The following is a 26,908-nucleotide window of genomic DNA, read 5'->3' as shown; positions in this document are numbered from 1 at the left end:
ATGACCACTCCCACACTAGAATCCGCACCGCGGCCCGAACACCGCACCAAGGGCGTACAACGCGGCGTCCTCGACCCGAAGTTGCTGCTCACCTCCCTTCCCGACGCCGTGCGCAAACTCGATCCGCGCACGCTGTGGAAGAACCCGGTGATGCTGATCGTCGAGATCGGCGCCGTGTGGTCGACCGTCCTCGCCATCGCCGACCCGAGCTTCTTCGCCTGGGCGATCGTCGTCTGGCTCTGGCTCACCGTCGTTTTCGCGAATCTGGCCGAAGCCGTCGCGGAGGGGCGCGGCAAGGCGCAGGCCGACTCGCTGCGCAAAGCCAAGACCGACACCATCGCCCGCCGCCTGGCCGACTGGACACCGGGTGGGCGCGTCGTCGAGGAACGCCTCGCGGCTCCCGAACTGCGACGCGGCGACTACGTCGTCGTCGAAGCGGGCCAGATCATCCCCGGCGACGGTGACGTCGTCGAAGGCATCGCCTCGGTGGACGAATCGGCCATCACCGGTGAATCCGCGCCCGTGATCCGGGAATCCGGCGGCGACCGCTCGGCCGTCACCGGCGGCACCACGGTGCTCTCGGACCGGATCGTCGTGCGGATCACCCAGGAACCCGGCGCCAGCTTCATCGACAAGATGATCGCCCTCGTCGAGGGTGCGAGCAGGCAGAAGACCCCGAACGAGATCGCGCTCAACATCCTGCTGGCCGCGCTCACGATCATCTTCGTGTTCGCGGTGACCACCCTGCAGCCGCTGGCCGTCTTCGCCAAGTCGAACAACCCCGGCGTGCCGGACACCTCGGCGCTGGACGCGCACGGCATCACCGGCATCGTGATGGTCTCGCTGCTGGTCTGCCTCATCCCCACCACCATCGGCGCGCTGCTCTCTGCCATCGGCATCGCGGGCATGGACCGCCTCGTGCAGCGCAATGTGCTGGCCATGTCCGGTCGTGCGGTGGAAGCCGCGGGGGATGTGAACACACTGCTGCTGGACAAGACCGGAACGATCACCCTCGGCAACCGCCAGGCAGCCGCGTTCATCCCGGTACCCGGCGTTCTCGACGACGACCTGGCCGACGCGGCACAGCTGTCCAGCCTCGCCGACGAGACGCCGGAGGGGCGCTCGATCGTCGTGTTCGCCAAGGAGGTGTTCAACAAGCGCGAGCGCAGCGCGGGTGAACTGCCCGGGGCCACCTGGGTCGAGTTCACCGCGCAGACCCGCATGTCGGGCGTCGACCTGGCCGACGGGCACCAGCTGCGCAAGGGGGCAGCGGGTGCGGTCACCGAATGGGTTCGCGCCCAGGGTGGTTCGATCCCGGCCGAGGCTTCGGCGATCGTCGACGGCATCTCCGCCTCCGGCGGCACCCCGCTGATGGTCGGCGAAGTCCGCGACGCAACACCGCGTCTGCTCGGCGTCATCCATCTCAAAGATGTTGTCAAGCAGGGCATGCGGGAACGTTTCGACGAGATGCGCCGCATGGGCATCCGGACGGTCATGATCACCGGCGACAACCCGTTGACAGCCAAGGCGATCGCCGACGAAGCGGGCGTGGACGACTTCCTCGCCGAGGCGACGCCGGAGGACAAGCTCGCGCTGATCAAGTCCGAACAGGACGGCGGCCGCCTGGTCGCGATGACCGGTGACGGCACCAACGACGCTCCCGCCCTGGCTCAGGCCGACGTGGGCGTGGCGATGAACACCGGCACCTCGGCCGCCAAAGAGGCGGGCAATATGGTCGATCTCGACTCGGATCCGACCAAGCTGATCGAGATCGTGGAGATCGGCAAGCAGTTGCTGATCACCCGTGGCGCGCTCACGACGTTCTCGATCGCCAACGACATCGCCAAGTACTTCGCGATCATTCCCGCGCTGTTCGTGGCACTGTTCCCCGGTCTGGACGCACTCAACATCATGCGCCTGGCCAGCCCACAGTCGGCGATCCTGTCCGCGGTCATCTTCAACGCGATCATCATCGTGGCGCTCATCCCGCTCGCGCTGCGCGGTGTCGACTATCGGCCGAGCAACGCCTCGAAGCTGTTGAGCCGCAACCTGACGATCTACGGCCTCGGCGGCATCATCGCGCCGTTCCTCGGCATCAAGGTCATCGATCTGTTCGTCCAACTCCTCCCCGGGATGTCCTGAAATGCGTATGTCAACCTGGATCCGCCAGCACCTGGCCGCCCTGCGCGCCCTGCTCGTGCTGACCGCGATCACCGGAATCATCTATCCCGTGGCGGTTTTCGCGGTCGCTCAGCTGCCCGGACTCGACGACAAGGCCGACGGCTCGCTCATCGAGCGGGACGGAAAGCTGGTGGGCTCCAGCCTGATCGGGCAGTCGTTCGCCGGCGCCGACGGCAAGGCCATGGCGCAGTACTTCCAGAGCCGCCCGTCGGCCGCGGGCGACGGCTACGACCCGCTGTCCACCGCCGCGAGCAATCTCGGCCCGGAGGACATCGTCGACACCGCCGACCGCACCAGCCTGCTCACCACCGTGTGCGCCCGTTCGAAGGAGGTCGGCGACCGTGAGGGGGTCGACGGCGCCCGGCAGTTCTGCACGAAAGACGGTGTGGGCGCGGCGCTCTCGGTGATCGGGCCGCGTGATGCCGACGGCGACGTGTCGCGGCCGGTGCAGGTGGTCAGCGTCAACGAACTCTGCCCCGCGCGACCGTTCCTGACCACGTTCCGCGGCGTCGCCGTGGAGTGTGCGCAGGCGGGCGAGGACTACGCCGTCGGCCGGATCATCCCGATCCTCGGTGACGCGCCGGCCGAGGCCACGGTCCCCGCCGACGCGGTCACCGCGAGCGGCAGCGGTCTCGACCCCCACATCTCCCCCGAATACGCGACCATCCAGGTCGATCGGGTGGCCACAGCACGCGGCATCACCGCCACCCAGGTGCGCGAACTACTCGCCGCGCACACCGACGGGCGCACGCTCGGATTCCTCGGGGAGCCACGGGTGAACGTCGTCGAACTCAACCTCGATCTCGACGCCCGCTACCCGTTCGAAGGCTGAAGCACAGCAATCGGGGCCGCAACCATCGCTGGTCGCGGCCCCGATTCTGCGATCTACTCCTCGTCGGTGATCAGCGCCCAGCCCTCGGGCAGGCCCGTCACGGTCACCGCCGAGCCGCACACCTCGAGATCCACCGTCACCCCGTCGCCGAGCCGGAACTCCGACATCCGCACGCACCCCCAGGCCGGGGGAATCTGCGGCCGCAGCGTCAACGTCCTGGCCGGCACATCGGGATCGAGCCCGAGGAACGACCGAACCAGCAGCAACGGCGCCGCACTGGCCCAGGCCTGGGGCGAACACGACGTCGGATACGGCACGGGCGCGGCGAATCTCGCCCGCGGGAAACCACAGAACAGCTCGGGCAACCGGCCGTCGAACGCCGCGGCGGCATCGAGCAGACCACCCGACAGCTTCGTCGCCAGTTCCACCGCGCCCGGCACATGCTGGTATCGCATCAACCCGGCGACAGCGATCGCCGTGTCGTGCGGCCAGATCGACCCGCAGTGATAACTCATCGGGTTGTAGGCGCCCATATCGGAAGCCAGCGTCCGCAGCCCGAAGCCCGAATCCATCTCCGCCCGGGACAGATTCCGGATCAGGATCTCGGCGTGCTCGTCGGTCGCGATGCCCGACCACAGACAGTGCGCCGCATTGCTGGTCAACGCGTCGACCTGGCGTTTGCGTCCGTCCAAGGCCACCGCGTACCACCCGTAATGGGGTAGCCAGAACTGTTCGGCGAACTTGGTTCGCAACTCGTCGGCCCGTTCCCGCATTCGCACGGCCAGCTCGGGGTCGTCGAACTGGTCGGCGAGCTCCGCACGGGCCAGGAACGCCGCGTACACATATCCCTGGACCTCGGCCAGCGCGATCGGGGCCTCGGCGATATGTCCCGCGGCGTCGTTGATTCCGTCGAAACTGTCCTTCCAGCCCTGATTGATCAGGCCGCGATCGGTGGCGCGCACGTATTCGACGAAACCGTCGTCGTCGCGGTCACCGAAATCGGTGATCCAGCTGATCGCGGCGTCGGCCGCGGGCAGCAGGGTGGCGATCGACGCCGGATCCGCGCCCCATCGCAGACATTCGGCGAGCAGCATCACGAAAAGCGGTGTGGCGTCGACGGTTCCGTAATAGATCTGCCCGCCCAGCACCTGCCCGACCGAGGGCCCGCGCCGCATCTCGTGCATGATCCGGCCCGGCTCCTCCTCGACGAGCGGGTCGATCGTCTGCCCTTGCAATTCGGCCAGCTGCTGCAAAGTGCCCAGTGCCAGATCGGTTTCCAGTGGCAGCGACATCCACGCCGTGAGCAGGGAGTCCCGGCCGAACAACGTCATGAACCACGGCGCGCCCGCCGCCACGAAGGGCCGGTTGGTGCCCGAATCGGTGTGGATCTGCAAGGCGCCCAGATCGCTTTCGGTGCGCCGCAGGATCTGGTTGAGCAGGCCCGAATCCGCGGAGATATCGGTGGCGGTGGCTCGCCAGGCCTGGATCTTGCGCACGGGCTCGCTGGCCCGATATCGCTCGCCCGGCGTCCCCGCGGTCTGCGGGCGTTGCGCGGCACCCGCCGGCTGGGCGGTGATCTCGGTCTGCCAGCGCCCGCCCGCGGGGACCACGACCCGCCAGATCATGGTGCCGGGCAACACCATCGGCTCGACGGTCGAGGTGAGCGCGAGCCCACGTGACAGATCGGCGCGATCGTGCAGCAGCAGTTCACCGTCGGTGGTGGTCATCTCCGCCCGGCGCCCGTGGGTCCGGCCTTCCTTCACCGCGAACAGGTCGACGAAATCGGCGTCGACGTGCAGTTCGAGCACCACCGCTGTCGCCTCACGGCTCATGTTCTCCAGCGTGATCAGCTCGTGCATGCCCTCGGCGACGAGCCGATCGCGCACCACGAGCAGGGTGCTGTCGGCCCGACCCTGTTGCGGCGGCCTGCGCAGCACGAACCGCGCCGCGAAGGCCTCCGGGCTCAACACCGACAGCGCCTCGGGCCGTTTGCCGTCGATCATCAGCTCCCAGCGCGAAATCACCCTGGCGTCACGAAAGAACAGGCCCTGCGGCTTACCCGGCTCGATATCGCCGAGCCGGTCGGACAGGCAGAACGTGCCGCCTTCGACCAGGGTGATGTTGCCGCCGCCGCCACCGAGCCCCGCGGGTTCCCCCGCGTTGAGGGGGCTCGGCGCCGAGGCGCTGTCGGTGCTCATGCGCGCCCGTTGGCCGCTACCCCGACGGGCATCGGCATCGCATACGCGGTGTCGTACCCGATCGTGGTGCGGGCGAGCAGATCCCGGTACACCTGTTCGTAGCCGCGGCCGAGGGTGTCGGCGCTGAAGTTGTCCACCACGTGCTTGCGGCAGACCGCCGGATCGTAGGTCTGAACTTCGGCGATGGCCGCGGGCAGCTCGGCCGGATCGTCACAGATCCGCCCGGTGACCCCGTCGACCACCACTTCGCTCACCGCACCGCCACGCAACGCGACCACGGGCGTACCGCAGATCATCGCCTCGATCATCACCATGCCGAACGGCTCCTCCCATCGAATGGGGAACAGCAGACACTTAGCTCCGGAGAGCAGCTTACGCTTGGCGGCCGCGTCGGCGAGACCGAACATCTGATCCTGATCGGTCATCCGCGGCCGCACGAACTCCTCGAAGTAGGCCTTCTCCGGCGGCTCACTGCACTTGCCCGCCAGGATCAGCGGCATGCCGACGGCGTGGGCGGCGTCGAGCGCCAGATGCGGGCCCTTGTCGTCGCTGAACCGGCCGAGAAACAGTGCGTAGTCCTGCTTCTCGGTCTCGTACGGCCACTGATCGGGACACAGCGCGTTGTGGACCCGGCCCGCCCATGGCAGATCGGGCGCCAGCGCGCGCTGACGGTCGCTGATCGCGACGAGCGAGCACTCCTGGCCCAGTTCCTTGTAGTAGCGGTAGCAGTCGTCCTGCACCGGGCCGTGCACGGTGACCACCGTCGGCAACCCGAGATTGGCGTAGGCGGGCGCGTTCAGCGGGCCCGCGAACGTGTGGTCGTGGACCAGGTCGATGCCTTCGGTATCGGCCAGCCGCTCGATGGCGCGGCGCACCCGCAGCGCGTGCACGATTTCCGGGAACGGATCGCCCAGCCGTTCGGGCTGGATCCGGTCCCACAGCGGAACGAAATCCGCTTTGGTACCGTCGACACCCGCACCGAACAGGGTGACGTGATGGCCACGCTCACACAGGGAGTCGACCAGATCGGCGACGACGGCCTCGACGCCGCCGTAGGCCTTGGGTGGAACATCGAAATACGGTGGAACAACCATCGCGATCCGCAGGGGACCACCGTGGTGATCGATCGAGTAGAGATCGGACGCGGACAAACCGGTCGGCGACATTGCCGACGTGTCTGTACTCATGACCTTCCTTCCAGGGACGCAACCTAGCAACACTTGCGCGAACAAGAGATGGCCGCCTCGGCGGAGGTGGAGACGAGAGCTTCACCGCCGTCCATGGGGCATGGTTGGCCTGGCCAGACGCAATACGCACCGTTTCGGGTGCCCGCCTGAACAGAGGGGCCGTCAAGGAACGTACCCCGCTACCGCAGAGTAAACCAGCGTGTTGCTGGAAATGTTCTATATCGATTACCTACCACGGCAGGAGATTACGCGGTCAGAGGCGGTCTACGGCGTACAGATTGCCTGTCCAACCGAATCCAGGCACGGAATATTGCCGAACTCCCGAATAGTGGCCCTGCCTTGACCGTGCATCAGGTAGTCGATGAACTGAGCCGCTAGCGAATCACCGGCCACCTGTCCATGTGTATCGGCGTACTCCACCACCGTGAGCGGGTACGTCCGCATCTTCATGGTGTCCTCCGACGCGTTGACCCCGTCCAGCGCGACGAGTTTCACCTCACCGCTGACCGCCGAAGTCTCCATGTAACCCACCGCGCCCGGGGTACGGGCGACGAACGATGCCACCCCCTCGGTGGTCTTGACCTCGCATTGTTCGCCCTCCGATGGCCTTCCGGCGCACGGGATGAACGGGAACACCTTACGGTTACCTTCGAGCAACCGGTTCTCGAGCGCCGTTCGGGTGCCGGAACCCGCCTCCCGGTCGATCAGCACCACCGGCTGATCGGGCCCACCGATCTGGTTCCAGTTCTTGATGTTTCCCCGGTACAGATCACGGACCTGCTGCGTCGTGAGATTCGGCAGGTCGACACCCGGGTGGGTCACGATCGAGAAGGAACTGAGAGCCAATTGATACTCGATCAGTTTGTCGAAGCCGTTGCCCTTTGGACCGTCACTGATCGCGAGCATCTCCTGCGTCGGGCCGGTCTGGACCAGCTCGACGAGCCCGTCGGAGGTTCCCGCGAAGTCGAAGGTGAATTTCGCTCCGGTGCAGGTCTTTGCATAGTTCTGCGCGGCCGTGCGAATCATCGGCGCCATCGCGGTGGAACCGACCAGCGTGAGGGCACCCTCCGCGCAGTCACGCGGTGGCGGGTCCGGTTGCAGAGCGAGGACCGCTTGCACCGCGATCAGCGCGACCAGGAAGCCCGACAGCGCCATCAGTTTCTTCGACGGGCCGGAGTGACTCGTGGTCTCGACGACCTTGCCTCGCTTGACCCGCCCGGTCAGGGCCGGTTCCACCGGCTCCCCGTCACCGTGCACCCGCTTGAGCACCGCGAGAATCTTGTAGTGCTGGCGTCGTTCGAGCTGCACCTTCGGCAGATCGATGATGCCGGCGAAGTTCTCGCCCTCGCCTCTGGCCCGTTTGCCGATACCCGATGCGGGGCCGAGATTGTCGGAGAGCGGCCCGTCCAGCTCGGTCACCGCCAAACCGATGACCTCACGACCAGGGAACGTGACATGCAGCCCGACCCGCGGATCGGCTCCACTCATCGTGTAGTCGTCGGGGTCGATGGCGAGCGTGCCGTTGTTCTCGACGCGGACCAGCACGACCGACAGCTTGGACAGGTCCAGCTGTGGCCCACCGGCTTCCGGGGTGCTCAGATTCGCCAGGGCGCCGACCAGCGACGCGGTGTCCGTCTCGCCTGTCACCGGCGTGTCCATCTGGACGCGGTATCCCAGCCGACGCCGCCCGACCAGGACAAATTCGCGAACGAACGCCGCCGAGGCCACCACGAGGCCGACCGCGGAAAGTACGAGCTCCACCGGAATGTCCATCAAATCCCCCACTAAACCATGTCGATCAGCGAGTTGATGTGTACCAGGCGGGATTCGGCGGATCAGAGATCGAAATCAGTTGTTGGGCAAGACTTCACCCATTCGATTCCGAACACCAGGCGAGCAACTGCTCGACCGGCCAGGTGTCGATCACCTTTTCAGCCGTCACACCGTGCGCCAGCGCCCGCTCGCATCCGTACCCCTGCCACGCCAGCTGGCCCGGCGCGTGCGCGTCGGTGTCGATGGAGAACAGGCAGTCCATCTCGACGGCCAGCTCGATCAAACGCCCGGGTGGATCACGGCGTTCGGGGCGGCTGTTGATCTCGACGGCGGTGCCGTAACGACGGCAGGCTTCGAAGACGAGTTCGGCGTCGAACGACGACTCCGGCCGGGTGCCGCGCGCCCCTTCCACGAGACGGCCCGTGCAGTGACCCAGGATATCGACGTGAGGGTTCGCGACGGCGTAGACCATGCGCTTGGTCATCGTGTCGCTGTCGTCGCGCAGGTGCCAGTGCACGCTGGCGACAACGACATCCAGGCGTTCGAGGAGATCTGGCCGCTGGTCGAGGGTGCCGTCGTCGAGGATGTCGACCTCGATACCGGTGAGGACGCGAAACGGCGCCATCTGCTCGTTGAGTTCGGCCATCACGTCGAGCTGGCGCAGCAGCCGGTCGGCGGACAGCCCGTTGGCGACCTTGAGACGCGGCGAATGGTCTGTCAGCGCGCAGTATTCGTGGCCGAGCGCGGCCGCGACGCCCATCATCTCGGCGATCGGGCTGCCCCCGTCGGACCAGTCCGAGTGGGTGTGCAGATCACCGCGCAGCGCCGCGCGCAGCTCCTCGCCCGCGGGCGCGATCGGCTTCGCCTGTGCGCGGAGCTCGGCAAGATAGCCGGGAACCTCACCGGCACAGGCCGCTTCGATGATGGCGGCCGTCTTGGGCCCGATCCCGGCGAGCTCACGCCAGCTGTGTTCGCGGGCGCGCGTCGCCACCTCGTCGTCGGCGAGCCCGGCGACGACATCGGCGGCACGGCGGTAAGCCTTCACCCGGTGCGTTTCGGCACGACCGCGTTCGAGCCAGAACCCGACCTCGCGCAGTGCCGCCACCGGACCCGGACTCGCCGCCGATGTCATCGCGACTACTTGATCCGGCCGTACTTGAGGAACGCGACGCCGTCGGCGTACACCCGGCTGGTGATCACCCGGAACTTCTCCGGCGCGGGCAGTTTCGCCCCGCCGCCGAACAGCGGCCTGCCGGTGCCGAGCACCACCGGGTGCAGCTTCAGGAACACCTGGTCGATCTCGGGCAGCAGCGCCTGCGCCAGTTCACCGCCACCGCAGAGCCAGATGCCCAGTCCGTCTTCGCGTTTGAGCTCACGCACCGCGGCGATCGGATCCTCGGCGATCAATTCCACCCCGGGCGCGGGCGATTCGGGCAGCGTCGTGGACACCACGTACTGGCGCAGGTGTTCGTACGGGCTGGCGGTGCCGGTGCGTACCCCGAAGTCGTGGGTCTTGCGGCCCATGATCACGGTGTCGAAGTAGATGTTGCCCGCCGCGATTCCGCGCGCCTCGCGCACCTTGGTGGGCAGGGTTTCCGGGTACTGCGAGATGATCGCGGGCCCGTGATCACCGCCTACCGGGAAGAAGTCCAGCGTTCCGTCCTCGGCGGCGATGAAACCGTCGATTGTCGATGCCACGAAATAGGTCAGCTTGCGCATAACGTCCTCCCTGCACGGACCCGGTCTGTCACGACCTGTCAGAGGAAACGTTAGCGTGCCCGGATCAGCGGCGGCGCGGCTTCCGTTGACACTTCGGACAGGAAAACGACGACCGATTCATGAACTGTTCCCGCACCAGCAGCGTCGCACACCGATCGCACGGTTCGTCCTCGCGCCCGTAAGCGGCCAGTGACCGGGAAAAATAGCCGGATTCGCCGTTCACATTCACGTACAGGGCGTCGAAGGAGGTGCCACCGACGGCCAGCGCTTCGGTCATGACCGCGCTGACTCCGTCGAGCAGGGTACGCACGACCGGCCGGGTGAGTTCGGCGGCCACGCGGGTGCCGTGCAATCCGGCCCGCCACAGTGCTTCGTCGGCGTAGATATTGCCGATACCCGAGATCACCGTCTGGTCGAGCAGCACGCGTTTGATCTCGGTGTTCTTGGCGCGGATGGCCGCGACCACGGCCTCGCGATCGAACAGTGGGTCGAGCGGATCGCGCGCGATATGGGCCACGGAATCGGGCACCACGGTCCCGTTCACCTCGACGAGGTCGGCCAGCGCCCAGCCGCCGAAGGTGCGCTGATCGACGAAGCGCAATTCGGCGCCGTCACCGAGCACGGCCCGGATGTGCGCGTGCTTCTCGACGGGAGCGTCGGCGGGCTGCACCAGCATCTGACCGCTCATGCCCAGATGCACCACCAGTGCGGTATCGGGCTCGTCGAAGGTGAGCCACAGATACTTCCCGCGGCGCTGCGCGGAGTCGATCCGCAACCCGGTGAGCCTCGCCGCCAGATCGGCACCACCCGCGATGTGCCTGCGCACGGCTCGCGGGTGGGTGACGGTGACGGTATCGATGGCCCTACCGACGGCGTGCTCGGCGAGACCGCGACGAACAACCTCGACCTCGGGCAGTTCGGGCACGGCTCAGGCTTTGTCTGCGGATTCGGCGGTCAGCGCCTTGTACGCGGTACCGGCGGCCTTCTGCTCGGCTTCCTTCTTGGAGCGACCCACGCCTGAACCGTACGGAACACCGGCGATCACCGTGGTGGCGGTGAACTCCTTGTTGTGGTCCGGTCCGGTGGAGGTGATCTCGTAGGCGGGCACGCCGAGACCGCGTTCGGCGGTGAGCTCCTGCAGGCTGGTCTTCCAGTCGAGGCCGGCGCCCATGCGGGGGCCGCGCTCGAGCAGGTCGGCGAACAGCCGCAGCACCACACCGCGCGCGGTTTCGATGCCGTGCTCGAGGTGCACCGCACCGAGCAGCGATTCCATGCCGTCGGCGAGGATGCTCGGCTTGTCGCGACCGCCGGTGAGCTCCTCGCCCTTGCCGAGCAGCAGGTACTGACCGAGTCCGCCGTCGCCCAGACCACGCGCCACCTCGGCGAGCGCGTGCATGTTCACCACGCTGGCGCGCAGTTTCGCGAGTTCACCCTCGGACTTCTCCGGATGCTCGGTATACAGGCGCTCGGTGATGCTGAGGCCGAGTACCGAGTCGCCGAGGAATTCCAGGCGCTCGTTGGTCGGCAAACCGCCGTTCTCGTACGCGTACGACCGGTGCGTCAGCGCTAGGCGCAGAAGCTCCGGTCGTACGTCGACACCGAGGGCGGTGAGCAGGCTGGCGTGATCCGCCGCGCCCACATTGTCTTTACTGGCTGTCACGTTGCTAGGAATGATCTACAACGATCAGACTGCAGAGGTGACCTGGCGGCCCTTGTAGGTGCCGCAGGACGGGCACGCGATGTGCGGGAGGGTCTTCTCACCACACGCGCGGTTCGGGCAGGTGACCAGGGTCGGCGCGGTGGCCTTCCACTGGCTGCGCCGCGACCGGGTGTTGGAACGCGACATCCGACGCTTGGGAACAGCCACGGCTACTTCTCCTCTTGGTTTTCGCTGACTACACCGGCATCAGATGCCGCGGCAACGGTTTGGTCTTGGTGGTGGAACCCTCAGGCGGGGTCGCCGGTACCGGGCTCGTCAGTGGCAAAATTCGCCAACTTCGCCCAGCGAGGGTCCAGTATCTCATGCCCATGATCAGGACCCGCAATCGCCATCCGCACACCGCACTCGGGGCACAGGCCCGCGCAGTCCGGCGAGCACAGCGGCTGCAGCGGAAGCTCCAGCCCGATGGCGTCGAGGATCACCGGCTCGAGGTCGACGAGGTCGTCTTCCATGCGGTAGACCTCGGCATCCTCGGTCGTCTGCTCAGTGGTGCTGTCCGGATACGCGAACAACTCCGTCAGACGAATCTCCACCTGGTCCTCGAACGGTTCGAGGCAGCGCGAGCACTCCCCGGCCGTCGGCCCGGACGCCGTGCCGGTGACCAGCACACCCTCCGAGACCGCCTGCAATTGCAGATCGAGTTCCACCTCGGCATCGGCCGGGATGGCGATCAGGTCGAGACCCAGCCGCTCGTGGTCGGTGACCGTGCGACGCAGCTCCCGCATGGTTCCCGGCCGACGGCCGAGATTGCGGACATCCAGCACAAAGCCCGCCTCCGACACAGGACCACTGGTCTTGCGTGGACGCGCGGACGAACCGGAACCGGCGGACATCACGGACTCACTTACCGTTGAGGGGATAATGGGCAACCACTCCACAGTACGGCAGGACCCCGCCGGAACTCAAAACGCGCGCTGGGCGCCAGGGCCGGTCAGCGCCGGTGCTCGGCAGCGTATTCCGGGTATTCGGCGGCCGGTGCGCCGCGCATCTGCTGGCGTCCGCGGGTGATCGAGCGCCGGGTGGTGTTGAGCGTCTCTTCCATGGATGCGAGCCTGTTGCCGAAATCGGCCATCTGCTCGTCGACGTAGTCGTCACATTCGGTGCGCACCCGGTCGGACTCGGCCTGGGCCTCGTCGATCAGACGGGCGGATTCGGCGTGCGCGACCCGGACGACCTCGGTCTGCGCGACGAGGCGGGCCTGCTCGGCCTTCCCGTCAGCGACCGAACGTTCATAGGAGGCCTTGCCCGCTTCGATGGCCCGGTCGGCGTCGATCTGAGCGCGACCGGTGAGCTCGTCGTACTCGGCATTGCCGTCGGCGACGACCTGATCGGCCTCGGCCTGGGCCGACGTCACCAGGCGGTCGGCGTGGGCGGTGGCCTCGGCGACCATCCGGTCGGCGTGGTCCTTGGCGTCGGCGAGGATGCGATCGGCCTCGGCGCGCGCCTTGTCGATGGTGGTGCGTGCCTGCTCGTTGGCCGTGGTGACCGTCGTTTCGGCGCCGGAACGGGCGTCGCCGACGATCTTGTCGCGATGATCGAGCACGTCCTGGGCGTCGTCGAGTTCACCGGGTAGCGCGTCGCGGACGTCGTCGAGCAGCTCGAGAACATCGCCGCGCGGCACGATGCAACTGCGGGTCGGCGGGATGCCACGCGCCTCTTCGACGATGGCGACCAGTTCGTCGAGTGCTTCGAATACGCGATACATGCTCACTACCCTCCTGCGGACTCACGGCGAAACCACTACCGCCGACGCCCAGTGTGCCTGTCCGGGGCGGCTGTGCCGAATGTCGTCGCGGTGTGTCGCGACAGTGTCCAAGATCGCACAGATATCAAGTGGAGTGCAGCCCTCCACTTCGGCTACCATCGGTAAGCACGACAACGCCGTCCGCCGGGAAGCACCGCAACCTTTTCGCTGTTGTACTCCTCGACGTCTGTTCATTTGGGATCGGAGTCGAACATGACCCTCCTGGAAACTCCTAGGAGTCCGGTGTCGCACGTCGCGGGCATGTTCACTCCCTGGACCGGTCCGTTCCCCGTGGTGACGCCGAGTGAAGTCGCACCCGCGCTGCGCCCGCAGTTCGAGGGCGCGCTCACCTACCTGCGCGGCGACCGCGCGCTGCCCCAGCTCTTCCGCTTCGCCCTCGTCGGCGGGTCGAGCAACATCGCGTATGTGTTGCTGTTCTTCGCGATGCACGGCATCGGCCCACTGGTCGCCAATGTGGCCGGATCGGTGGTCAGCACGATCATCGCCAACGAATTCCACCGGCAGCTCACGTTCCACGCCACCGACCGGGTCACCTGGTTCACGGCGCAGTGGGAAGGCGGCGGGATCGCGTTGATCGGACTCGCGATCACGACCGCGTGTTTGGCCGGACTGGATTTCTGGGCACCCGGACTGGGTGACATCACGCAGGCACTGACGGTCCTGGCCATCACCGCCGCGGTCGGCGGCATGCGATTCCTCGCCCTGCGTGGACTGTTCCGCCTGCCCGCGACTTCCTAGCCCTTACGTTCGGCCAGGCGGTCCAGCAGGCGCTTGTGGACCGCCGGCGGGAGCATGTCGCTCACGTCGCCGCCATAGGCCGCCACTTCCTTGACCAGCGAGCTGGACAGGAAGCTCAGGGACGGGTTGGTGGCGATGAAGAAGGTGTCCACACCGGCCAGTTTGTGGTTCATCTGGGCCATCTGGAGCTCGTAGCCGAAGTCGCCCGCGTCGCGCAGCCCCTTGACGATCGCGCTGATCCCCTCCTGCTTGGCGAAGTCCACCGTGAGGCCCTGCCAGGAGGCGACGCGCACGTTCGGCAGGTGGGCGACGGATTCGCGCAGCAGTTCCATGCGCTCCTCGACGGTGAACATGCCCTGCTTCTTGGGGTTCACGTTGACGGTGACGATCACCTCGTCGAACTGGGCGGCCGCGCGAGCGAACACGTCGAGGTGACCGTTGGTGACCGGGTCGAAGGAGCCGGGGCACAGTGCTGCAGCCATACCTCAGACGCTAGCACCGAACTCGGCGAGCTCGACTCTGGTCTCCCCGTATTTGCGGGTCTTCAACGCCACATAGCCTGCGGGCCAGGTGATCTCGGGTGAGCGGCTCGACCGTTCCACCACCACCAGCGCTTCCGGCGCGAGCCAGCCGTTGTTCGCCAGCGCGGTGAGGTCGGCGATCACGTCCTCGGTGCTCACGTCGTAGGGCGGATCCGAGAACACCACGTCGTAGGCCCTCGGCGCGGATTGTTTCAGCACCGAGGACACACTGCCGAGCCGCAGTTCGGCACCGGGCAGACCGAGCTCGGCGATATTGGCGCGCACCACCTCGCCCGCCTTGCGATCGGACTCCACGAGCAGCGCCCGCTGCGCCCCGCGCGACAGCGCTTCCAACCCCAGCGCCCCCGAGCCCGCGTACAGGTCCAGGACCAGCGTCCCGTCCAGATCGAGGCGGGCGTCGATCGCGCTGAACAGCGCTTCACGCACCCGATCGGAGGTAGGGCGGGTACCGGCGGGCGGCACCTTCAAGCGCCGCCCGCCCGCCACACCCGCGACGATGCGTGTCATTCCGACTCGCGTGCGACCAGTTCCACCAGCAGGTCGCCGCCCTCGACCTGGGCCACCTTGGTGGTCGCGATCCGGCCCACCACGCCACCGCGCGGCGCGGTGATGGCCGCTTCCATCTTCATCGCCTCGATGGTGCCGACCGTGTCGCCGGCGTGGATCTCGTCGCCCTCGGACACCGCCAGGGTGACCACACCGGCGAACGGTGCCGCGATGTGGCCCGCGTTGTTCTTGTCCGCCTTCTCCGCCGCGGGCACCTCCGAGGCGACGGACCGGTCACGCACCGCGACCGGGCGCAACTGCCCGTTCATGATGCACATGACTGTGCGCATGCCCTTCTCGTCCGGCTCGGAGATCGCCTCGAGGCCGATGAGCAGGGTGACGCCCTTCTCCAGCTGCACGCGGTGCTCTTCGCCGCGGCGCAGGCCGTAGAAGAACTGGTTCTCCGACAGCCCGGTGGTGTCGCCGTACTTCTCGCGGTGGGCGTTGAACTCGGCGGTCGGGCCGGGGAACAGCAGCCGGTTCAGCGTGGCGCGACGCTCGGCGGACGAGCCGTCGAGGGCCTTCTGATCCGCCGGGCTCAGCGGGGTCTCGGGCTTGGGCTCGTTGCGCCCGGCCAGCGCCTTGCTGCGGAACGGCTCCGGCCAGCCACCGGCCGGGGTACCGAGCTCACCGCGCAGGAAGCCGATCACCGAATCGGGGATGTCGTACCGGCCCGGGTCGGCGGCGAAGTCCTCGATGTCGACACCGGTGCCGACCAGGGCGAGCGCGAGATCACCGACGACCTTCGACGACGGAGTCACCTTGATCAGGCGACCCAGCAGCCGGTCGGCGGCCGCGTACTTGGCCTCGACCTCTTCGAACCGGTCGCCCAGACCCAGCGCGATCGCCTGCTGACGCAGGTTCGACAGCTGACCACCCGGGATCTCGTGGGTGTACACCCGACCGGTCGGCGCGGGCAGACCCGACTCGAACGGCGCGTAGACCTTGCGCAGCGCCTCCCAGTACGGCTCGAGATCGCACACGTTCTGCAGGTTCAGGCCGGTGTCGCGATCGGTGTGCGCGGTGGCGGCCACGATCGCCGACAGCGCGGGCTGTGAGGTGGTGCCCGCCATGGCCGCGGACGCACCGTCGACCGCGTCGGCCCCGGCCTGCCAGGCCGCCAGATAGGTGGCCAGCTGGCCGCCGGGAGTGTCGTGGGTGTGCACGTGCACCGGCAGATCGAAGTTGCTGCGCAGTGCGGTCACGAGTTTCGCGGCGGCGGGGGCACGCAGCAGACCGGCCATGTCCTTGATCGCGAGGACGTGCGCGCCCGCGTCGACGATCTGTTCGGCCAGCTTCAGGTAGTAGTCGAGGGTGTAGAGCGATTCGTTCGGGTCGAGCAGGTCGCCGGTGTAGCTGAGCGCGACTTCGGCTATGGCGGTACCGGTTTCGCGGACCGCGTCGATCGCCGGGCGCATCTGGTCGACGTTGTTGAGCGCGTCGAAGATGCGGAAGATGTCGATACCGGTGGCGGCGGCCTCGGAAACGAAAGCGCGCGTGACCTGTTCGGGGTAGGGCGTGTAGCCCACGGTGTTGCGACCGCGCAGCAGCATCTGCAAGCAGATGTTCGGCACGGCTTCGCGCAGCGCGGCCAGGCGCTCCCACGGGTCCTCGTGCAGGAACCGCAGTGCCACATCGTAAGTCGCGCCGCCCCAGGCTTCGATCGAGAGCAGTTCGGGGGTCAGCCGCGCGACATGACCCGCCACACCGAGCAGACCGTTGGTGCGGACGCGGGTGGCCAGCAGCGACTGGTGTGCGTCACGGAAGGTCGTGTCGGTGACGCCGAGTGCCCTCTGCTCGCGCAGGGCCTTCGCGAAACCCTCCGGGCCGAGAGTGAGCAGACGCTGGCGCGAGCCGTCCGGCGGCGGCAGCGTGAGGTCGACAGCGGGCAGCTTGTCGTAGGGGTACACCGTGGTCGGGCGGTCGCCGTTCGGCTTGTTGACGGTGATGTCGGCCAGATAGGTCAGGATCTTGGTGCCGCGGTCGGCCGAGCCGCGCGAGGTGAGCAGTTCGGGGCGCTCGTCGATGAACGAGGTGGTGACCCGGCCCGCCTGGAAATCGGGGTCGTCGAGCACCGCCAGCAGGAACGGGATGTTGGTCGTCACGCCGCGGATACGGAATTCGGCCAGCGCCCGGCGGGCGCGCGCGGCGGCGGCGGGCAGGTCACGACCACGGCAGGTGAGCTTCACCAGCATCGAGTCGAAGTAGGCACCGATCTCGGCGCCGAGATTCGCGCCGCCGTCGAGGCGGATGCCCGCGCCGCCGGGGGTGCGGTAGGCGGTGATGCGGCCGGTGTCGGGGCGGAAGCCGTTGGCCGGGTCCTCGGTGGTGATGCGGCACTGCAGGGCGGCGCCGCGAATCTGCACCGTCTCCTGGCTCAGCCCCAGGTCGGCGAGGGATTCGCCCGCCGCGATGCGCAGCTGCGACTGCACCAGGTCGACGTCGGTGATCTCCTCGGTGACCGTGTGCTCCACCTGGATGCGCGGGTTCATCTCGATGAACACGTGGTTGCCGCGCTCATCCAGGAGGAACTCCACGGTGCCCGCGTTGATGTAGCCGATCTGGCGGGCGAAGGCCACCGCGTCGGCGCAGATGCGCTCGCGCAGTTCCGGTGACAGGTTCGGGGCGGGCGCGAGCTCGATCACCTTCTGGTGGCGACGCTGCAGCGAACAGTCCCGCTCGAACAGGTGCATGACGTTGCCGTGCTGGTCGGCCAGGATCTGTACCTCGATGTGGCGCGGGTTCACCACCGCCTGCTCGAGGAACACCGTCGGATCGCCGAACGCCGACTCCGCTTCGCGCGACGCGGCCTCGATCGACTCACGCAGCTGCTCGGGCGCGGCGACCCGGCGCATGCCACGGCCACCACCACCGGCGACGGCCTTGACGAAGATCGGGTATTCGAGTTCGGCCGAGGCGGTGAGCAATTCGTCGATATCAGCCGAGGGCTCGCTGGACTTCAGCGTCGGCAGTCCGGCCGCCTTCGCCGCCGCGATGGCCGTGGCCTTGTTGCCCGCCATCTCCAGGATCTCGGCGGTGGGGCCGATGAAGGTGATGCCCTCGGCGGCACAGGCCGCGGCGAGGTCGGGGTTCTCCGACAGGAAGCCGTAGCCGGGGTAGATCGCGTCGGCGCCGGCGCTCTTGGCCGCCTCGATGATCGCCTCGATCGACAGGTACGCGCGAACGGGATGACCCTCTTCGCCGATCTGATAGGACTCGGCAGCCTTCAGGCGATGGACGGAATTGCGATCCTCGTGCGGGAACACCGCGACCGTTCCGATGCCGAGTTCGTAGGCCGCGCGGAAGGCACGGATAGCGATCTCACCACGATTTGCGACCAAGACTTTCGAGAACATTGGCCTACGGTACCCGGCCACGAGCCGGGGCCGGACACGCAAGGTGGCTTCGCAGCAATCTTCACACCGCACACCTGCCTACCTGCGAAGTTGCGTTCATCGGGCCGTCACATCTCACCGTGCGCAGCGGTGCGCGGTGCGCACGGACAACGTGGGCGCAACCGCAGGTCACGGCCGTGTACCGGATGGGGCGGTGACCCATGGCCCCGCCGAGGGCCTATGCTGGGCAGGCAGCTGGTTCGCGTGCGCGGTGGAAGAGTCGGAGCCCCGACCTCCCGCGTAGGCGTCGAAACCCGGGTGCGGATCATGTTCCGCACCGGGTGAGAGGGAACCCGGTGAGAATCCGGGACTGTCCCGCAGCGGTGAGCAGGAACGACCGCCGTCATCAGCACTGGGCTGCACGCCTGGGAAGCGACGGCCAGTAGGTCGGTCGATCACACGACCGGTGCCCGCGAGTCCGAAGACCTGCCGACTGTGCCGGATACGCCGTATCCGGCGGCCACCGCCTCGTGGATCGGGCGCGCGGACCACCGATACCGACCTGTCGTGTTCTTTCGCGACTCTGTCGGCCGTGTGGCGTGTGCCCGCGAAAAGGCGGCGGCTCTCCCCGCACCACACTGGAGAATCTCCGTGACTGTTTCGCATACCCCCTTCACCGCAACGGTTCTCGGCCTACCGCGAGTGGGTCCGAACCGGGAACTCAAGCGCGCCACCGAGTCCTACTGGGCGGGCCGCGCCGATGCCGCGCACCTGCACGCAGTGGGCCGCCAGCTCCGTCGCGCCCAGCTCACCGAACTCGCCGCGGCCGGACTGGATTCGGTGCCGGTGGGCACCTTCTCCTACTACGACCAGATGCTCGACACCGCGGAACTGCTGGGCGCACTGCCAGTGCGGGTCGCCGGAATCGCCGATCCGCTCGACCGCTATTTCGCGGCCGCGCGCGGCACCGACACGATCGCTCCGCTGGAGATGACCAAGTGGTTCGACACCAACTACCACTACCTGGTGCCCGAAATCGACGCGGCCACCACCTTTTCCCTGCATCCGGGCAAGCTGCTGACCGAACTCGACGAGGCGATCGAGCTGGGGGTCCCCGCACGGCCGGTGGTGATCGGTCCGATCACCTTCCTGAAGCTGGCCAAAGCCGTCGACGGCGCCGCACTGGAGCGGCTGCCCGAGCTGGTGCCGCTGTATCTCGACCTGCTGGCCCGGCTGGCGGACGCGGGCGCGCGGTGGGTACAGATCGATGAGCCGGTGCTGGTCACCGACCTGACCGAGGCGGAGCTCGCCCTGGTCGGCCAGACCTACAGCGCGTTGTCGGCCGCGCAGAACCGGCCCGCGATCCTGGTCGCGACCTACTTCGGGCACCCCGATGCCGCCCTGGCGGTGCTGGCCGACACCGAGATCGAGGGTGTCGCCCTCGATGTCACCGCGGGCGCCGATCTCTCGGCGGTCGCGGCGTTGCCCACCCTGTCCCGCAAACTGGTGGTGGCGGGTGTGGTCGACGGCCGCAATATCTGGCGCGCCGACCTCGACGCTGCCCTCGGCACCCTGGGCACCCTGCTCGGCAGCGCCGACGCGGTGGCCGTGTCGAGCTCGTGCTCGCTGCTGCACGTGCCGTATTCGCTGACTCCCGAGACCGGGCTGGACGAGCGGCTGCGCTCGTGGCTGGCCTTCGGCACCGAGAAGGTCGGCGAGGTGCGCGTCCTGGCCACCGCACTCACCGCGGGCGTCGACGCGGTCGCCGACGAGCTGGCCGCGGCCCGCGCCGCCGCCGACTCACGCCGGACCGATCCGCGTCTGCACAACGACCAGGTCCGCGGCCGGTTGGCCGCGCTCGACGAGAACGACCTGACCCGCTCCCCCGCCGACGAGCGTCGCGCCCGCCAGCGCGATCACCTCGACCTGCCGGTGCTGCCGACCACCACCATCGGCTCCTACCCGCAGACCTCGACCATCCGGCTGGCCCGTGCCGCGCTGCGCAAGGGCGAGATCGACCAGGCCGAGTACGTGCGGCGGATGCGGGCCGAGATCGCCGACGTGATCACCCTGCAGGAAGAGCTCGGTCTCGACGTGCTGGTCCACGGTGAACCCGAACGCAACGACATGGTGCAGTACTTCGCCGAACTGCTCGACGGTTTCGCCGTCACCGAGGCGGGCTGGGTGCAGTCCTACGGCACCCGCTGCGTGCGTCCGCCGATCCTGTTCGGCGATGTCACCCGGCCCGCGGCGATGACACTGTCGTGGATCGGATACGCCCAGTCGCTGACCACCAAGCCGGTCAAGGGCATGCTCACGGGCCCGGTGACCATCCTGGCGTGGTCGTTCGTCCGCGACGATCAGCCGCTGGGTGACTCGGCCCGCCAAGTCGCGCTCGCCATCCGGGACGAGACGCTCGACCTGGAAGCCCAGGGCGCGCGGATCATCCAGGTCGACGAGCCCGCCCTGCGCGAGCTGCTGCCGCTGCGCGCGGCCGAACAGCCTGCCTACCTGCGGTGGTCGGTGGACTCGTTCCGCCTCGCCACCGCGGGCGTCGCCGACACCACCCAGGTGCACACCCACCTGTGCTACTCGGAGTTCGGTGAGGTCATCTCGGCGATCGCGGGCCTGGACGCCGATGTCACCTCGATCGAGGCGGCGCGCTCGCACATGGAGGTCCTCGACGATCTGAACGCGGCCGGGTTCGCGCTCGGTGTCGGGCCTGGCGTCTACGACATCCACTCGCCGCGGGTGCCGTCGGTCGAGGAGATCACGATCTCCCTGTCCGCGGCGCTGAAAGCCGTTCCGGCCGAACGACTCTGGGTGAATCCGGACTGCGGCCTGAAGACCCGCGGACCGGTGGAGGTCGAGGCGTCGCTACGCAATCTGGTGACGGCCGCCGCGGCGCTGCGCTGACCGACGGGAGCTGAGCACCGCGACGGTGAGCGGCACACAGACCACTGCCCCGGACGGAGATTTCCGTCCGGGGCAGTGGTTCGGATCAGCTCGCCCTGGCGACCGGAACCGCACGCTGGGCCACGCCGCGATACTCCGACAGCGGCCGAATCAGCGCGTTGGCGGCCGACTGCTCGGCGATGTGCGCGGTCCAGCCGGTGATCCGGCTCATCACGAAGATCGGCGTGAACATCTCGATGTCGAAGCCCATCAGGTAGTAGGCAGGCCCTGCCGGAAAGTCGAGATTCGGCGCTATGCCGGTTTTCTCGGCCATCGCGGCGGCGAGTTCGTCGTACATGCGGACCCACTGCTGTCCTCCGGTCACCGCCGCGACCTCGTCGAGGGCCGCCTTCATCGTCGGCACCCTGGAGTCGCCGTTGCGGTACACGCGATGCCCGAAGCCCATCACTTTGCGCTTGGCGCCGAGGGTTTCGGCGATCCATGCCTGCGCGTGCGCGGGATCGGCGATCTCGAGCATCGTGTGCATCACCGCCTCGTTGGCGCCGCCGTGCAATCGTCCCTTCAGGGCGCCGATCGCCGCCGTGATGGCGCTGTAGGAGTCCGAGCCGGTGGAGGTCACCACGCGAGCGGCGAAGGTCGACGCGTTGAATCCGTGCTCGGCGTAGAGGATCAGCGAGATCTCGAACGCGCGCACGATCCGCGGATCCGGTACCGCACCGAAACACATGTACAGGAAGTTCTCGGCGAATCCGAGCTGGGAGTGCGGTGCGATCGGGTCGAGCCCCCGGCGCCTGCGCATCGCCGTCGCGATCACCGTCGGCAGCAGCGCGGTCAATCGCAGTGCGCCGTCGAGCCTTTCGCGCTCGCTCGTACTCTCGGAGGCCGCGTCCTCGGTGCCGAGGTAGCTCACGACCGTACGGACCGCGTCCATCGGGTGGCAGGTCTGCGGCATCTTCTCCAGCAGGGCGAGCACCGACCGGTCGATCCGGCGCTGGGCGCGTTCACGCTGGCAGAGCAGTCGCAGCTGACTGTCGTCGGGGAGTTCGCCGTACCAGAGCAGGTAGGCGACCTCCTCGAAACCGCAGCGCGCGGCCAGGTCCTGGACCGGGTAGCCACGGTAGGTCAGCGAGTTGGTCTCGGCGACGACCTTGGAAATGCTCGTCGTGTCGACCACCACCCCGGCCAAGCCCTTGGCGATGGCGGGTTGCGTTGTGTGTCCACTGGTCATGGCGTCACTCACCCACTGTGAAGTCGAAGATGCCGGAGTCGAATGCGTTGTAGTGCCGGTAGCCGAGCAGTTCGTAGAGCCGAGACCGGTGCTGCATCCGGTCCAGCAGCGCCGATTGTGTTCCAGCCGTCGCTATCTCGCGCAGACCGTCTTCGATCGCGCCCATCGCCAGGCGCAGCGTGGTGACCGGATAGATCACCGCGTTGTAGCCGAGATCGGTCAGTGTCCGCGCGCTCAGCAGCGGCGTCTTACCGAATTCGGTCATGTTCGCCAGCAGTGGGACAGCCACGGCGGCGCGGAACTTCGCGAACTCGGCCTCCTCGGCCAGCGCCTCGGTGAAGATCAGGTCCGCGCCCGCGTCGACGTAGGCTCTTGCCCGCTCGATCGCCGCGTCGAGACCCTCGATCGCGCGTGCGTCGGTGCGGGCACAGATCACGAAGTCCGGATCGCGGCGCACCGCCACGGCGGCCCGGATCCGGCGCACCATCTCGGCGGTGTCGACGACCGCCTTGCCGTCGAGATGTCCGCAGCGTTTCGGGTTGACCTGGTCCTCCAGATGGCAGCCTGCCAGGCCCGCGTCCTCCAGGAGGGTCACGGTGCGGGCGGCGTTCATCGGTTCACCGAAGCCGGTGTCGGCGTCGATGAGGACGGGCAGATCGGTGGCGCGGGCGATCTGGCGGCCACGCTCGACGACCTCGGTGAGCGTGGTCAGGCCGATATCGGGCAGTGCCAGCTCGGCCGAGATCACCGCGCCCGAGACGTAGACGCCGTCGAATCCGAGCTCCTGGATCAGTGTGGCCACCAGCGGGTTCACCGCTCCTGGCAGTCGTTGCAAGCGACCTGAGGCCAGCCCGGCGCGGAAACTCGCGCGCTTCTGCGCGGCTGTGGTGTGCGCGGCGAGCAGTCCGGAAACAGTCATCAGAACAGTCCTTCCCGTGCGGCGGGCAGCCGGTCGAACAGCGCGGGGTCGACGGTGAAGCTCAGCTGATCGAGCTCCCCCGCGCCGAGTTCCTGTGTGCGCTGGGCAACATCGAGGAAACGGTCCTGCTCGGCGGGCGTCACGACACCGTCGGCGAGGACGCGGAACTTCTCGATGTACTGCTCGCGCGCGAACGGCCGCGCGCCCAGTGGATGCGCGTCGGCGACCGCGAGTTCGTCGACGATCACCTCGCCGTCGTCGAGAGTCACCACGGCACGGGCGCCGAAGGCCTTCTCGGCCGGATCGGTCGCGTGATAGCGGCGCGTCCACTCGGGATCCTCGACCGTGGAGATCTTGCGCCACAGCGCCACCGTGTCGGGTCGCTGGGCGCGCTCGGGCGCGTAGGAGCGCTCGTGATGCCAGGTCCCGTCCTGGAGGGCGACCGCGAAGATATAAGGGAGCGAGTGGTCGAGGGTCTCGCGGCTGGCATGCGGATCGAACTTCTGCGGGTCGCCGGATCCGGTGCCGATCACGTAGTGCGTGTGGTGGCTGGTGTGCAGCACGATCGAGGTGATGCGGGCGGTGTCGGTGATCCGCTCGCGCAGTCGGCGGGCGAGGTCGATCGGGGCCTGGCTCTGGTATTCGGCGGAGTGTTGCTTGGTGTAGCTGTCGAGAATGGCGCGCTTGGCCGCGCCCGGAGTCGGCAGTGGCACCGGGTACTCGGCATCGGTGCCGCCGAGCAACCAGGCGATCACACCGTCGGCGCCCTCCCAGATGGGTGCGGGGGCGCCTTCACCGCGCATCGCCCGGTCGACCGCCTCGACGGCCATCTTCCCGGCGAACGCGGGGGCGTAGGCCTTCCAGCTGGAGATCTCGCCTTTGCGGGACTGCCGCGTGGCGGTCGTGGTGTGCACTGCTTGGCCGACGGCCTGATAGATGGTCTCGGTGTCGAGGCCGAGCAGCGTGCCGATGCCCGCGGCGACCGACGGGCCGAGGTGAGCGACGTGGTCGATCTTGTGTTCGTGCAGGCAGATCGCGCGCACCAGGTCGATCTGGATCTCGTAGCCGGTGGCGAGCCCGCGGATCAGCTCGGCGCCGGACCGGCCCATGTGCTGGGCGACGGCCAGAATCGGCGCGATGTTGTCGCCCGGATGCGAGTACTCCGCCGCGAGGAACGTGTCATGGAAGTCGAGCTCGCGCACCGCGACCCCGTTCGCCCACGCCGCCCACTCGGGTGAAAATCGCTGCCCGCCGGGCAGTCCGAAGACGGTGGCCCCGTGGCGTGGCGAGGCGGCGGACAGTGGATGGGCCGCCGCCTGCGCGCGGGCGGTGCGGACCGGACCGCGCAGGACCGACGCCGCGGCCACGGCGGCGTTGTCGATGATGCGGTTGACGATCATGTCGGTGACCTCGCCGGTCACCGCCACCGGATCGGTGGCCACCTCGGCGATCAGCGTGGCCAGATGCTGTGACCGCGGAAAGTCCTCGGCGGCCCCGACGCTGCGAACGATATGGGTTTTCATTGCCATGGTTCGCACGCTACGCACTGGATCTATCGCTGAAAACGGGCTGAACAAGCGTATTTTTGCGTGCGATGGACGACAAATCAGCAACTATTGCGAAGATTGACGATCATCGCTGGATCGGTGATACCGAAGCGCTATGGTTGATTCTCCCGGCAACCACGCAGAGAACGCGCGGGCGGCCCTCGGCGATAATGCGGTCGCCGCACGCGAGCCCGCCTCTGCCACCGAGCGCGACTTCGCATGTTACGCACGGGTAGACACAGGTAAAATCCCTTGCGGGACTGGACTTCTCCCGAGGCATTCGCCACTTTGAGCAAACATTGCGAACAGGTCGCGTTAGGATCTGCGACGTGCGGAAGATGTACGCGGGGGCCAGGCTACGAAGGCTGCGCGAAGAACGGCGGATGACCCAGGCAGCGCTCGCGAAGTCGCTGGACCTCTCACCCAGCTATCTCAATCAGCTCGAGCGTGATCAGCGCCCGCTGACCATTCCTGTTCTGCTGAAACTCAACTCGACCTTCGATCTGGACGTGCAGTTCTTCGCCGCCGACTCCGACGCGCGCCTGGTCTCGGACCTGCACGAGGTACTGGTGGAAGCCGCGGGCGGCGGCGACACCGCCCCGATCACCGAGGTCGAGGAACTGGCGACCCGGCTGCCCGAGGTGGCGCGCATCGTCATCGCGATGCACCGGCGGTTGCGCGCGGCGACCGACCAGCTCGACCTGCTGTCCTCGCGCGTCGACACACCGGCCGGCGCGCCGGGCACCCCCATGCCGTACGAGGACGTGCGCGACTTCTTCTACGACCACCGCAACCACATCTCGACCCTCGACCATGCCGCCGAGCAACTGTTCGAGGAATCCGGTCTGAGCATCGGCTCGCTGGATCGTCAGCTGGCCAGGATCGCCGAGGAACGCGCCGGCGTCACGGTGCTGGTCCGCGGCGACGGCGCCGACCCGGCCATCCCGAAACGCCACTACGACCCCGACACCCGAACCCTCACCCTGGCCAGGCGACTGCGCCCCGGGCAGCGCGCCTTCCAGATCGCGACCACCCTCGGCCTGCTGCTCTACGGCCGCGAGATCGACAACGTGCTCGCCGAATCCCGGGCGCTCACCGGCGAATCGCGCACCCTGGCCAGGGTCGGGCTGGCCAACTACTTCGCCGGTGCGCTGATCCTGCCCTACGGCCGGTTCCTGCGCTCGGCCGAGGAATTGCGCTACGACGTCGACCTGCTCGCACTGCGGTTCGAAGTCGGCTTCGAGACGGTCTGCCATCGGCTCAGCACCCTGCAGCGGCAGGGTCAGCGCGGCGTGCCGTTCTTCCTGGTGCGTACCGATCGGGCCGGCAATATCTCGAAACGCCAGTCCGCCACCGCGTTCCACTTCTCCCGGGTGGGCGGCAGTTGCCCGCTGTGGGTCACCCACGAGGCATTCGCGCACCCCGGACGCATCCTCACGCAGATCTCGGAGATGCCCGACGGGCGCCGGTACCTGTGGATCGCGCGCACCACCCCCGCCGCCGCGCAGGGGTTCGGGGCGGCGTCGAAGAACTTCGTCATCGGGCTCGGCTGCGACATCGAATACGCCGACCGGCTGGTGTATTCGCAGGGGCTGCAGCTCGACGATCCGCAGGTGGCGGTGCCGATCGGGGCCGGGTGCAAGGTGTGCGAGCGTCCGTCGTGCCCGCAGCGCGCGTTCCCGCAGATCGGGCGGCCACTGTCGGTGACCGAACACACCAGCACCGACCTGCCGTACCCGCGCCTACCTCGCTGACATCGCGG

General features: G+C 67.8%; 21 protein-coding genes and 1 riboswitch. Of the genes, 5 read left to right on the top strand and 16 right to left on the bottom strand.

Features of this window, described 5'->3' with window-relative positions:
- Both kdpB and ACFVVI_RS00475 read left to right on the top strand, forming a co-directional pair.
- Positions 1 to 2,142, top strand: a complete 2,142-nt coding sequence (gene kdpB / locus ACFVVI_RS00480) for a potassium-transporting ATPase subunit KdpB (protein WP_387442118.1) — start codon at positions 1 to 3, stop codon at positions 2,140 to 2,142.
- A gap of 1 nt (position 2,143) precedes the next feature.
- Positions 2,144 to 3,013: a potassium-transporting ATPase subunit C gene (locus tag ACFVVI_RS00475; protein WP_387442115.1), complete on the top strand. Its 870-nt coding sequence runs from the start codon at positions 2,144 to 2,146 to the stop codon at positions 3,011 to 3,013.
- Between the two features lie 53 nt (positions 3,014 to 3,066).
- Here ACFVVI_RS00475 and ACFVVI_RS00470 read toward each other — a convergent pair whose 3' ends face one another.
- The 10 genes from ACFVVI_RS00470 to ACFVVI_RS00425 form a co-directional block, all read right to left on the bottom strand.
- Positions 3,067 to 5,211, bottom strand: a complete 2,145-nt coding sequence (locus ACFVVI_RS00470; RefSeq protein ID WP_387442114.1) for a glycogen debranching N-terminal domain-containing protein — start codon at positions 5,209 to 5,211, stop codon at positions 3,067 to 3,069.
- Positions 5,208 to 6,377 carry a glycosyltransferase family 4 protein gene (locus tag ACFVVI_RS00465; protein ID WP_379316068.1) on the bottom strand — a complete coding sequence of 390 codons (1,170 nt, stop codon included), beginning with the start codon at positions 6,375 to 6,377 and terminating at the stop codon, positions 5,208 to 5,210. Before ACFVVI_RS00465 ends, ACFVVI_RS00470 begins: the two co-directional genes overlap by 4 nt.
- A 285-nt stretch (positions 6,378 to 6,662) precedes the next feature.
- Entirely contained in the window at positions 6,663 to 8,171 is a 1,509-nt protein-coding gene (locus ACFVVI_RS00460; RefSeq protein ID WP_387442111.1) for a PstS family phosphate ABC transporter substrate-binding protein, read from the bottom strand.
- 94 nt (positions 8,172 to 8,265) lie between these two features.
- Complete coding sequence (locus tag ACFVVI_RS00455; RefSeq protein ID WP_387442109.1) at positions 8,266 to 9,303, bottom strand: PHP domain-containing protein; 1,038 nt, start codon at positions 9,301 to 9,303, stop codon at positions 8,266 to 8,268.
- Between the two features lie 5 nt (positions 9,304 to 9,308).
- The gene (locus ACFVVI_RS00450) at positions 9,309 to 9,890 is read right to left on the bottom strand and encodes a dihydrofolate reductase family protein (RefSeq protein WP_378992139.1); all 582 of its coding nucleotides are present in this window, start codon (positions 9,888 to 9,890) and stop codon (positions 9,309 to 9,311) included.
- Between the two features lie 64 nt (positions 9,891 to 9,954).
- Entirely contained in the window at positions 9,955 to 10,815 is an 861-nt protein-coding gene (gene mutM / locus ACFVVI_RS00445; protein WP_378992137.1) for a bifunctional DNA-formamidopyrimidine glycosylase/DNA-(apurinic or apyrimidinic site) lyase, read from the bottom strand.
- A gap of 3 nt (positions 10,816 to 10,818) precedes the next feature.
- Complete coding sequence (gene rnc, locus ACFVVI_RS00440; RefSeq protein ID WP_358064067.1) at positions 10,819 to 11,550, bottom strand: ribonuclease III; 732 nt, start codon at positions 11,548 to 11,550, stop codon at positions 10,819 to 10,821.
- Positions 11,551 to 11,574: 24 nt separating this feature from the next.
- A complete protein-coding gene (rpmF, locus tag ACFVVI_RS00435) occupies positions 11,575 to 11,757 on the bottom strand; it encodes a 50S ribosomal protein L32 (RefSeq protein WP_040708879.1) in 183 nt (60 codons plus the stop codon).
- An 80-nt stretch (positions 11,758 to 11,837) separates the two neighbouring features.
- Entirely contained in the window at positions 11,838 to 12,443 is a 606-nt protein-coding gene (locus ACFVVI_RS00430; RefSeq protein WP_364401610.1) for a DUF177 domain-containing protein, read from the bottom strand.
- A gap of 98 nt (positions 12,444 to 12,541) precedes the next feature.
- The gene (locus ACFVVI_RS00425; RefSeq protein ID WP_378992397.1) at positions 12,542 to 13,315 is read right to left on the bottom strand and encodes a DivIVA domain-containing protein; all 774 of its coding nucleotides are present in this window, start codon (positions 13,313 to 13,315) and stop codon (positions 12,542 to 12,544) included.
- 252 nt (positions 13,316 to 13,567) lie between these two features.
- Here ACFVVI_RS00425 and ACFVVI_RS00420 point away from each other — a divergent pair, with 252 nt between their 5' ends.
- Positions 13,568 to 14,113, top strand: coding sequence for a GtrA family protein (locus ACFVVI_RS00420; RefSeq protein ID WP_378992136.1), 546 nt, complete (start codon positions 13,568 to 13,570; stop codon positions 14,111 to 14,113).
- Here ACFVVI_RS00420 and coaD read toward each other — a convergent pair.
- Genes coaD through ACFVVI_RS00405 form a run of 3 tightly spaced genes read right to left on the bottom strand, consistent with a single transcriptional unit; the run spans position 14,110 to position 18,557 of the window.
- On the bottom strand, positions 14,110 to 14,595 hold the full coding sequence (gene coaD, locus ACFVVI_RS00415; protein ID WP_056811926.1) for a pantetheine-phosphate adenylyltransferase: 486 nt from the start codon (positions 14,593 to 14,595) through the stop codon (positions 14,110 to 14,112). The genes ACFVVI_RS00420 and coaD overlap by 4 nt on opposite strands.
- 3 nt (positions 14,596 to 14,598) lie before the next feature.
- A complete protein-coding gene (rsmD, locus tag ACFVVI_RS00410; protein WP_387442104.1) occupies positions 14,599 to 15,162 on the bottom strand; it encodes a 16S rRNA (guanine(966)-N(2))-methyltransferase RsmD in 564 nt (187 codons plus the stop codon).
- Complete coding sequence (locus tag ACFVVI_RS00405) at positions 15,159 to 18,557, bottom strand: pyruvate carboxylase (RefSeq protein ID WP_378992132.1); 3,399 nt, start codon at positions 18,555 to 18,557, stop codon at positions 15,159 to 15,161. The genes rsmD and ACFVVI_RS00405 overlap by 4 nt, the downstream gene beginning before the upstream one ends.
- 290 nt (positions 18,558 to 18,847) lie before the next feature.
- A riboswitch (cobalamin riboswitch) is annotated at positions 18,848 to 19,045 on the top strand.
- A 136-nt stretch (positions 19,046 to 19,181) separates the two neighbouring features.
- Here ACFVVI_RS00405 and metE point away from each other — a divergent pair.
- Complete coding sequence (gene metE, locus ACFVVI_RS00400) at positions 19,182 to 21,452, top strand: 5-methyltetrahydropteroyltriglutamate--homocysteine S-methyltransferase (protein ID WP_378992395.1); 2,271 nt, start codon at positions 19,182 to 19,184, stop codon at positions 21,450 to 21,452.
- Positions 21,453 to 21,537: 85 nt separating this feature from the next.
- Here metE and ACFVVI_RS00395 read toward each other — a convergent pair whose 3' ends face one another.
- From ACFVVI_RS00395 to ACFVVI_RS00385, 3 genes are read right to left on the bottom strand one after another with little or no spacing between them, the layout of a single operon-like run.
- On the bottom strand, positions 21,538 to 22,680 hold the full coding sequence (locus ACFVVI_RS00395; RefSeq protein ID WP_387442100.1) for a bifunctional 2-methylcitrate synthase/citrate synthase: 1,143 nt from the start codon (positions 22,678 to 22,680) through the stop codon (positions 21,538 to 21,540).
- A gap of 4 nt (positions 22,681 to 22,684) precedes the next feature.
- Positions 22,685 to 23,599, bottom strand: coding sequence for a methylisocitrate lyase (gene prpB / locus ACFVVI_RS00390; RefSeq protein WP_387442098.1), 915 nt, complete (start codon positions 23,597 to 23,599; stop codon positions 22,685 to 22,687).
- A complete protein-coding gene (locus ACFVVI_RS00385) occupies positions 23,599 to 25,122 on the bottom strand; it encodes an MmgE/PrpD family protein (RefSeq protein ID WP_387444394.1) in 1,524 nt (507 codons plus the stop codon). Before ACFVVI_RS00385 ends, prpB begins: the two co-directional genes overlap by 1 nt.
- A 353-nt stretch (positions 25,123 to 25,475) precedes the next feature.
- Here ACFVVI_RS00385 and ACFVVI_RS00380 point away from each other — a divergent pair, with 353 nt between their 5' ends.
- Positions 25,476 to 26,900 (top strand): short-chain fatty acyl-CoA regulator family protein, encoded by a 1,425-nt coding sequence (locus ACFVVI_RS00380; RefSeq protein ID WP_378626319.1) that lies wholly within the window; start codon positions 25,476 to 25,478, stop codon positions 26,898 to 26,900.
- Positions 26,901 to 26,908 lie beyond the last annotated feature (8 nt).

Source organism: Nocardia sp. NPDC058114 (assembly GCF_042884695.1).
GTDB lineage: Bacteria > Actinomycetota > Actinomycetes > Mycobacteriales > Mycobacteriaceae > Nocardia.
The sequence above is the reverse complement of the archived record's forward strand: the minus strand, read 5'-3'. Positions and strand labels throughout refer to the sequence as shown.